Below are 8,871 nucleotides of genomic sequence, written 5' to 3'. Positions count from 1 at the left end.
AGATCACCCCGTCCCGCACGAAGAAAAGGTTCTCCCCGCTCCCCTCGGCCACGTACCCCTCCTCGTCCAAGAGGAGGGCTTCATCCGCCCCGGCCGCCACCGCCTCCATCTTGGCCAGGGCCGAGTTCACGTAGTTGCCGCCCACCTTGGCCTTGCCCGGCATCACGTTGGCGGGGAAGCGGGCCCAGGAGCTGGTGATGAGCCTCGCCCCCTTGCGCACCGCCTCCTCTCCCAGGTAGGCCCCCCACTCCCAGGCGGCCACCATCACCTCGGCGGGGTTGTTGGGGAGGGGGTTCACCCCGAGGGCCTTCGCCCCCATCCAGGCCAGGGGGCGGATGTAGCAGCTCTTGTAGCCGTTTTTCCGCACCACCTCCTTGATGGCCTCCTCCAGCGCCTCCGGGGGGAAGGGGATCTCCATGCGGAGCACCTTGGCGGAGTTGTAGAAGCGCTTCACGTGCTCCTTGAGCCGGAAAATGGCGGGGCCTTTGGGGGTCTCGTAGGCCCTTATTCCTTCAAAAACGCTCGTGCCGTAGTGCAGGGCGTGGCTTAGGACGCTGGTCTTGGCCTCCTCCTGGGGCACCAGGGCCCCGTTCATCCAGATGAGCCCGGCCTTGATCTGCGCGTCGCCGCCCTTGGCCTCAGGCTTGGTCATGGCGAACCTCCGCCCCCATCATAGCGCTTTTTCCCACGCGGGCTTCTAAACGCACCTATACCGCCCCGTACCTCCCCCCGGGGAGGGCCTGGGCCAGGCCCTTCACCTCCAAGAGGGTGAGGAGGGCGAGCACCCTTTCCGCCGGGAGGCCCAGGGCCTCGGCCAGGTCGTCGGGCAGGGCCTCGCCCTGGCGCAGGCGCTCGTAAAGCCTGGCCTCCTCGGGGGAGAGGTCCGAGGGGGGCTTGGGCTTTCCGGAAAAGCCCAGGTAGGAGAGCACGTCCTCCGCCCCGAGCACCGGGTAGGCCCCGTCCTGGATGAGGCGGTTGGCCCCTAGGGAGCCTTGGTCCGTGGGCCTTCCGGGCACGGCCAGCACCTCCTTGCCGAGCTCCAGGGCGTGGCGGGCGGTGATGAGGGCCCCGGAGTCCGGGGGGGCCTCCACCACCACCACCGCCCGGCAAAGCCCGGCGATGAGGCGGTTCCTCCGGGGGAAGAACTCGGGCTTGGGCCCGGTTCCGAAGGGGAACTCGGAGAGGAGGTCCATCCTTTGCGCCAGGGAGCGGTTTTCCGGGGGGTAGACCCGGTCCAAGGCGCTTCCCAGGACCCCCAGGGTGCGCCCGCCCCCCTCCAGGGCCCCCAGGTGGGCCTCCCGGTCTATCCCCCGGGCGAGGCCCGAGACCACCCAAAGCCCGGCCTCGGCGAGCTCCCGGGCAAGCCTCCGGGCGAAGGCCAAGGCCCAAGGGGAGGCCCTGCGGGTGCCCACCAGGGCCACCGCCTTCCCCTCCTCGGGAAGCTCTCCCTTCAGGTAGAGGTGGGTGGGGGGTTGGGGAAGCGCCTTCAGCCCCTCGGGGAAACCCTCTTCCCAAAGGCCCACGAGGCGCACGCCCATCCCCTCCGCGAGGCGCCTTTCCGCCGCCGCCCGCTCCTCGGCCTCGGGCAGGCGCCGCCAGGCCTCGGGGAAGCGTTCCTTGAGGAAGCCCGCGGGATCCTCCGCCTCTAGGGCCTCCAAAAGCCGCTTCGGGCCGATGCCCGGGAGGAAGGCCAAGGCCAAAGGGTCCACGCCTGGAGTATACTGGAAGCCTTGGAAGGTCCGGCCCCTGCCCCAAGGGGCAAATCCGGAGGGCCGGGATCACCTAAACGCCATGGAAGAGAAGACCTACTCCGGCTTTGTGGCCATCGTGGGCAAGCCCAACGTGGGCAAGTCCACCCTGCTCAACAACCTCTTGGGGACCAAGGTGGCCCCCATCAGCCCCAAGCCCCAGACCACCAGGAAGCGCCTCCGGGGTGTTCTCACCGAGGGAAGGCGCCAGATCGTCTTCGTGGACACCCCGGGCCTCCACAAGCCCATGGACGCCCTGGGGGAGTTCATGGACCAGGAGGTCTACGAGGCCCTTTCCGACGTGAACGCCGTGGTCTGGGTGGTGGACCTGCGCCACCCCCCCACCCCCGAGGACGAGCTGGTGGCCAAGGCCCTAAGGCCCTTGGCGGGCAAGGTGCCCATCCTCCTCGTGGGCAACAAGCTGGACGAGGCCAAGTACCCCGAGGAGGCGCTAAAGGCCTACCACGCCCTCCTCCCCGAGGCCCTGCCCCGGAAGCTTTCCGCCCTGGACCCGAAGCAGGTGGCCTCCCTCAAGGCGGAGCTCCTCGCCCTCCTCCCCGAGGGCCCCTTCTACTACCCCGAGGACCACCCCAAGGGGGACCAGACCTTCGGGGAGTGGGTGGCGGAGATCCTCCGCGAAGAGGCCATGAAGCGCCTCTGGCACGAGGTGCCCTACGCCATCGCCACCAAGGTGGAGGAGGTGGCGGAGCGGGAAAACGGCGTGCTTTACCTCAAGGCGGTGATCTACGTGGAGCGCCCCTCCCAGAAGGGCATCGTCATCGGGGAGGGGGGAAGGAAGCTCAAGGAGATCGGTCAGGCGGCGAGGAAGCAGCTGGAGGCCCTGCTGGGGCGCAGGGTGTACCTGGACCTCGAGGTCAAGGTCTACCCCGACTGGCGCAAGGACCCCGAGGCCTTGAGGGAGCTCGGCTACCGCTCCTCCGTAGGGTGAGGCGAAAGGCGGCGCGCCCGGGCCTTGGGGAGTAGCATAGTCCTATGCCCTGGCTTCTTCCCCGCGAGATCGCCCCCCTTCACCAGAAGGCCCTGGACCGCTATTTGGGAAGCCTCACGGAGAGGCTTTCGGACCCAAGCGTGGACCGGAACGCCCTGGTGCGGGAGGAGCTTGCCCGGCTCCTCTACGGCAGGCCCTACGAGGAGCTCCTGGAGGCAAACCCCCTGGCGGCCCTAGGCCTGGACCCCGAGGGGATCACCTTTGAGGCCGAGTACTACGCCGCCACGGACCTGGAGAAGTTCCGGCGGGTGAAGCCTCTCCTTTGGTTTTGGAAGGTCCTAGACCTCACGCCCCTGGGCCAGTCCGTGCACTCGGGGGTGGCCATCAGGCGGGCCCTCGCCCCCTTCATCTTCAAGCGGGTGGGGAAAAACCCCAAGTTCTTCCAGAACGTGGAGTTCTCCGTGGGCTACAACCTGGAGCTGGGCGACGACGTGGTGGTGCACCGCTACGTCCTCCTGGACGACATCGGGGGCATCAAGATCGGGGACCGCACCTCCCTTTCGGATTACGTCAACGTCTACAGCCACACCCACCACGTCCTGGCCTCCCCCGACGTGACCCTGAAGGAGACGGTCATCGGGAGCGGGGTGCGCATCACCTACCACGCCACCGTCCTGGCCGGGGTGCGCATCGGGGACGATGCCATGGTGGGCACGGGGGCCATCGTCACCAAGGACATCCCGCCCCACGCCATCGCCCTGGGCATCCCCGCGAGGCCCGTGCGCTACAAGGTGCGCCAGGACTGCCCCTTCTGCCGAAGGGGGGAGCCCCACCCCTCGGACCTGGTGCCCAAGGCCCCCGACCGCAAGGGCAACCCCGATTACCCCGACTTCCTTCCCCCCGGCTTCGGCACCCGGGAGGCCTAGGATGTGGACCAAGGAGGAGCTGGACCGGTACCACCGGCAGATGATCCTGCCCCAGGTGGGCCCCGAGGGGCAGGAAAGGCTCAAGGGGTCCTCCGTGGTGGTGGTGGGGGCGGGGGGGCTTGGGGTGCCCGTCCTAATGTACCTGGTGGCCGCCGGGGTGGGGCGGGTGGGCCTCGTGGAGATGGACCGGGTGGAGCTTTCCAACCTCCACCGCCAGGTGCTCTACGCCACGGAGGACGTGGGCAAGCCCAAGGCCCTGGCGGCCAAGGAGCGCCTTCAGGCCCTGAATCCCTCGGTGCAAATAGAGGCCCACCCGGTCCGCCTAACCTCGGAAAACGCCCTGGAGATCCTGAGGCCCTACGACCTCATCGTGGACGCCTCGGACAACTTCCCCACCCGCTACCTGGTGAACGACGCCGCGGTGTTCCTGAATAAGCCCCTGGTCTACGGGGCCATCTACCAGTTTGACGGGCAGGTGGCGGTCTTCCACCACCCCGTGGAGGGCGGGGAGATGGGGCCCTGCTACCGCTGCCTCTTCCCCAAGCCCCCGCCCCCCGGTTCCGTCCCCTCCTGCGCCGAGGCCGGGGTGTTTGGGGTTCTGCCCGCGGTGGTGGGAAGCCTCATGGCCGCCGAAGCCTTGAAGGTTCTCCTTGGCCTGGGGAAGCCCCTCGCCGGGCACCTCCTCCTCTACGATGCCCTGGAAGGGAGCTTCCGCAAGCTCACCCTCCGCCGCAACCCCTCCTGCCCGGTGTGCGGGGACCACCCCACCCAGAAGGAGCTCATAGACTACGAGGCCTTCTGCGGGCTATAACCCCCCTAGCGGGCCTCGAGGGGCACGTAGGGCACGTCCAGCTCCCCGATGTACTTGGCGTCGGGGCGGAGGAGGCGGTTGTCCAGCTCCTTGTACTCCAGGATGTGCCCCACCCAGCCCGCGATGCGGGCCACGGCGAAGATGGGGGTGAAGAACTCCAGGCCGAAGCCCAGGTCGGAGTAGACCACCCCGGAGTAGAAGTCCACGTTGGGGTAGATGCCCCGGGGGTTCAGGACCTTCCCGGCCTCCTCCTCCACGATCTTCAGGATCTGGTACTCCGTGGAGTGGCCGTGGGTCTCGGCCACCACCCGGGCCAGCTTCTCCAGCACCCCGGCCCTGGGGTCAAAGGCCTTGTAGACCCGGTGGCCCATGCCCATGATGCGCTCCTTCTTGGCGAGCTTTTCCCGCACCCACTCCCGGGCCCTTTCGGGAGTGCCGATCTCCTGGATCATCTTCATCACCGCCTCGTTGGCCCCGCCGTGGCGGGGGCCCTTCAAGGAGGCCACGGCGGCGGTGATGGCCGAGTAGAGGTCGGTCTCCGTGGAGAAGGCGGCGATGGCGGTGAAGGTGCTGGCGTTGAAGCCGTGCTCGGCGTGGAGGATGAGGGCGGCGTCCATCAGGCGCTCTTGCTCGGGGGAGGGCTCCACCCCGTTCGCCATGTAGAGGAAGTTGGCGGCGTGGGAGAGGTCCTCCCGAGGGGGGATGGGCTCCTTGCCCTCTCTTAGGCGCTTGTTGGCGGCCACGATGGTGGCGAACTTGGCGATGAGGTCCAGGCCCTTCTGGTAGAGGGCGTCTCGGGAGATGTCGGCCTCGGTGGGGTCCAGCATGCCAAGCTCGGAGACCGCCGTGCGCAGGAAGCTCATGGGGTGGGCCGAGGTGGGGTAGCGGCGGAAGGACTGAAGGAGGTGGGAAGGCAGGGCCCGCCGCCTCGCCAGCTCCCCTTTGAAGGCCTCTAGCTCCTCTCGCTTTGGCAGCCTCCCGTGAAGGAGGAGGAAGGCGGTCTCCTCAAAGGTGCTCTTCTCCGCCAGCTCCTGGATGGGGATGCCGTAGTAGTAGAGCTTGCCCGCCTCCCCGTCAATGAAGCACATCCGGCTTTCCGTGAAGAGGACGCCCTCCAAACCCCGTGCCACTTCCATACTTCCTCCTTTTCCGCACCCCAAGGGTGCTCCTCCTCATCATACAGGGAAAGCCTCCCGGCCCAAGATTCCTTTGTCCCTCCCGGGCCGCCTCGCCTTGGGAAGCTCTGGAGCCGTTGGCTACCAGAGGCCCCCACGCTGGCGCAAGCTGGGGTGGGGGGGTATTATACCACCCCAGGCTGGCTTGCGCCAGCCTGGGGGCCCCGGGAAAGAAGGTCTAGAGAGGCCTTATAGCCTTGGCTTAGGCGAAGGATTCACGCCAAAAGGGTATTAACGGGCCTTGGCGTGGTCTAGGGAGGGGCTCTTTGGGACTCTTCTGGCCTTCGCCGGAGCGGGGTACTTAGAGGGCGTCCTCCTGGAGGATGAGGGTCTTGAGGTAGAGGCTTTCCGGCACGTGGAGGCTCCAGGGGTGGTCCTTAGGCTGGTGGGTGAGGGCGTGGACCCTAAGGCGCACCCCCCGGTCGGCGGCGGCCCGGCGGGCCACCTCCAGGAGGTCTTCGGCCTTGAGGTAGTAGCTGCAGCTCGTGAGCCAGAGGTAGCCCTCGGGGGCGAGAAGCCTCAGGGCCTCCCGCGCCAGGTCCACCAGGTGGCGCTTCATGGCGGGAAGCTCCTCGGGGCGCTTCACCAGGGTGGGCGGGTCCAGGAGGACGTGGTGGAAGGGGCCCTCCAAGGTCTTAAGCACCGAAAGGGCGTCCCCGTGGCGGATGTCCACCCGGAGGCCCGCCCTCAGGGCGGCCCGGTCCAGGACGGCCAGGGCCTCGAGGTCCTTGTCCACCGCGAGGGCATAGGCCCCCTTGCGGGCCGCCCTCAAGGCGAAGGCGCCCACGTAGCTGTAGACGTCCAAGACCCGCTCCCCAGGGCGCACCATGGCCTCCAGGAGGCGGCGGTTTTCCCGCTGGTCCAGGTAGAAGCCCGTCTTCTGGGCGAGGGCGAGGGGGATGGGGAAAAGGAGGCCGTCCTCCTCCACCTCCAGGACCTCGGGCACCTCCCCGTAGAGCACCCCTACCCTTTCGGGAAGGCCCTCCTGCCGCCTGGCCTCGAGGTCGCTCCGCTCGTAGACCCCCTTGGGGGCCACGGCCTCCACCAGGGCGGGGAGCCAGGCCTCCCTAAGGGCCTCCATTCCCCGGGTGCGCACCTGCACCACCAGCACCTCCCCGAAGCGGTCCACCACGAGCCCGGGAAGCCCGTCCGCCTCCCCGTGGACCAGGCGGTAGGCGCTTCCCAGGCCTTCCCGCTTCCTTAGGGCGCGGGCGAAGCGCTGGCGGAAGAAGGCCCGGTTCAAGGGCCCCCGGTCAAAGCGGTAGGCCCGGAAGGGAACCCGGGAACGGGGGTCCAGGTAGCCCACCGCCAAAAAGTCCCCGTCCGCGGCCACCGCCTCGGCCACCCCGGCCTCCTCCGGGACCTCCTGGAGCTCGTCCCGGTAGAGGTTGGGGTAAAAGTTCCGGACCTTACGCTCCTTCCCCGGTTTGACCACCACCCTCAGCACGGGGCTAGCATACCCCGGCCTAAAGGCCTCAGGCCCGGCCCACGGTGCCCATGAGGGTGAACTTTTCCCGGATCACCTGCTTCAGGTACTCCCGGCCCTTGCCCAGGATCTTCCGGGGGTCAAACTCCTTGGGGTTTTGCGTCACCACCTCGCGGATGCCCAGGGTCATGGCCAGACGCAGGTCGGTGTCGATGTTGATCTTGGCGATGCCGTTGGGGATGGCCTTCTTGATGTCCTCGTCGTGGATCCCCGTGGCCTCCTTGAGCTCGGCCCCCGTGGCGAGAAGCTTCTCCTTAAGCCAGGCGGGCACCCCGCTCGCCCCGTGGAGGACCAAGGGGATGGAAACCCGTTTCGCGATCTCCTCCAGGCGCTTGTGGTCTATGTAGGGCCGCCCCTTCCCCTTGTAGGCCCCGTGGCTCGTGCCGATGGCGATGGCCAGGTAGTCTATCCCCGTCTCCGCCACGAAGCGCTCCGCCTCCTCGGGATCGGTGAGGAAGGCTTCGGCCTCGGAGACCTGGACGTTGTCCTCGATGCCCTGTAGGCGGCCGAGCTCCGCCTCCACGCTCACCCCCACGGCGTGGGCGGCCTCCACCACCTTTTGGGTCTCCCGCACGTTCTCCTCAAAGGGATGGTGGCTGGCGTCTATCATCACGCTGGTGAAGCCCGCCCTTAGAGCCTGCATCACCATGGCGAAGTCCGCCCCGTGGTCCAGGTGGAGGACCACCGGCACCCGCACCCGGCTCGCCATGTCCTTCACCAGGTTGGCCAGGTTCTCCATCCCGGCGTACTTGCGGGCCCCGTCGGAAACCTGGATGAAGACCGGAGCCCTGAGTTCATCAGCCACCTCGAGGATGGCCTGGGTGATCTCCAGGTTGTTGGTGTTGAAGCTGGGCACCGCGTAGCCTTCCCGCCTCGCCTTGTCCAAGACCTCTTTACCGATCACCAAAGGCATAGACCACCTCCTTCAGCGCTTTTAGGTTTTCCGCCACCGGGCGGTCGTTAAAAAGGGCGCTTCCCGCCACGGCCACGTCCGCCCCCGCCCGGTACACCTCGGCCACGGTCTCCCGGTTCACGCCCCCGTCCACCTCAATCAGGCAAGCGGGGTTCAGGCGGTCCCGCATCTCCTTGAGGCGCCTGAGCCTGGCGGTGGCGGTGGGGATGTACCGCTGTCCCCCAAACCCCGGGTTCACGCTCATGAGGAGGGCGATGTCCAAATCGGGAAGCAAAGGCTCAAAGGCCTCCAGGGGGGTCCCGGGGTTCACGGCGAGCCCCGCCTTCTTCCCGAGCTCCTTCACCCTCTGCACCGCCCGGTGGGGGTGGTAGGTGGCCTCAAAGTGCACGGTGATGTGGTCCGCCCCGGCTTGGGCGAAGTCCTCGAGGTAGCGCTCCGGCTTCACGATCATGAGGTGGACGTCCAGGGGCAGGTCGGTGACCCTCCGCACCGCCTCCACGAGGAGGGGCCCGAAGGTCAGGTTGGGGACGAAGACCCCGTCCATCACGTCCAGGTGGATCCAGTCCACCCCCGCCGCCTGGGCCTCCTCTATGGCCTCCTTGAGCCGCGAAAGGTCCGCCGTGAGGATGGAGGGCGCGAACTTCAGCATCTTCTCCCCCTAGGCCACCCGCAGGTGCCCCCGCTCAATGGCCAGCTCCCGCATCTTAACCAGGTAGTAGGCGATGATGAGCTGGGTCAGGGCCAGGGGGTAGCTCTGCCCCGCCTTGTCCCAGAAGGTGCCCACCAGGCTAAGAGGCTGTCGTAAAAGCTCTCCACGGCCAGCTACGCGGCCCTGGCCAGCCGCTTCACCAACAAGCGTAGCA

Annotated in this window: 10 protein-coding genes; 3 read left to right on the top strand and 7 right to left on the bottom strand. The window is 67.7% G+C overall.

What is annotated here, in order from left to right:
- A partial coding sequence (locus AC01Y6_RS08735; protein ID WP_476671148.1) for a branched-chain amino acid transaminase occupies positions 1–652 on the bottom strand: 652 nt, incomplete at its 3' end.
- Positions 653–707: 55 nt separating this feature from the next.
- Positions 708–1,709: a DNA-processing protein DprA gene (gene dprA / locus AC01Y6_RS08730; protein ID WP_428715772.1), complete on the bottom strand. Its 1,002-nt coding sequence runs from the start codon at positions 1,707–1,709 to the stop codon at positions 708–710.
- A gap of 82 nt (positions 1,710–1,791) precedes the next feature.
- On the opposite strand from dprA, the gene era reads away from it, so the two are divergent.
- The 3 genes from era to AC01Y6_RS08715 are packed head-to-tail and all read left to right on the top strand — an operon-like array spanning position 1,792 to position 4,434.
- On the top strand, positions 1,792–2,697 hold the full coding sequence (gene era / locus AC01Y6_RS08725; protein WP_476671146.1) for a GTPase Era: 906 nt from the start codon (positions 1,792–1,794) through the stop codon (positions 2,695–2,697).
- A gap of 44 nt (positions 2,698–2,741) precedes the next feature.
- Positions 2,742–3,623, top strand: a complete 882-nt coding sequence (locus AC01Y6_RS08720; RefSeq protein WP_428720617.1) for an acyltransferase — start codon at positions 2,742–2,744, stop codon at positions 3,621–3,623.
- 1 nt (position 3,624) lies between these two features.
- The gene (locus AC01Y6_RS08715; RefSeq protein ID WP_476671143.1) at positions 3,625–4,434 is read left to right on the top strand and encodes a HesA/MoeB/ThiF family protein; all 810 of its coding nucleotides are present in this window, start codon (positions 3,625–3,627) and stop codon (positions 4,432–4,434) included.
- A 5-nt stretch (positions 4,435–4,439) separates the two neighbouring features.
- On the opposite strand, the gene AC01Y6_RS08710 is transcribed toward AC01Y6_RS08715, so the two are convergent.
- From AC01Y6_RS08710 to AC01Y6_RS08690, 5 genes are all read right to left on the bottom strand, one after another.
- Positions 4,440–5,570 (bottom strand): citrate/2-methylcitrate synthase, encoded by a 1,131-nt coding sequence (locus AC01Y6_RS08710; protein ID WP_476671142.1) that lies wholly within the window; start codon positions 5,568–5,570, stop codon positions 4,440–4,442.
- A 340-nt stretch (positions 5,571–5,910) separates the two neighbouring features.
- Positions 5,911–7,056, bottom strand: coding sequence for a class I SAM-dependent rRNA methyltransferase (locus AC01Y6_RS08705; RefSeq protein WP_476671140.1), 1,146 nt, complete (start codon positions 7,054–7,056; stop codon positions 5,911–5,913).
- Positions 7,057–7,084: 28 nt separating this feature from the next.
- On the bottom strand, positions 7,085–8,008 hold the full coding sequence (fba, locus tag AC01Y6_RS08700; RefSeq protein ID WP_428716847.1) for a class II fructose-1,6-bisphosphate aldolase: 924 nt from the start codon (positions 8,006–8,008) through the stop codon (positions 7,085–7,087).
- Complete coding sequence (gene rpe, locus AC01Y6_RS08695) at positions 7,989–8,657, bottom strand: ribulose-phosphate 3-epimerase (protein ID WP_476671138.1); 669 nt, start codon at positions 8,655–8,657, stop codon at positions 7,989–7,991. Before rpe ends, fba begins: the two co-directional genes overlap by 20 nt.
- A 9-nt stretch (positions 8,658–8,666) precedes the next feature.
- Entirely contained in the window at positions 8,667–8,792 is a 126-nt protein-coding gene (locus AC01Y6_RS08690) for a hypothetical protein (protein ID WP_428716848.1), read from the bottom strand.
- Positions 8,793–8,871: the final 79 nt, after the last annotated feature.

The organism is Thermus sp. (assembly GCF_056332225.1).
Note: the sequence above shows the minus strand (reverse complement) of the source record. Positions and strands in the feature narration are given on the sequence as shown.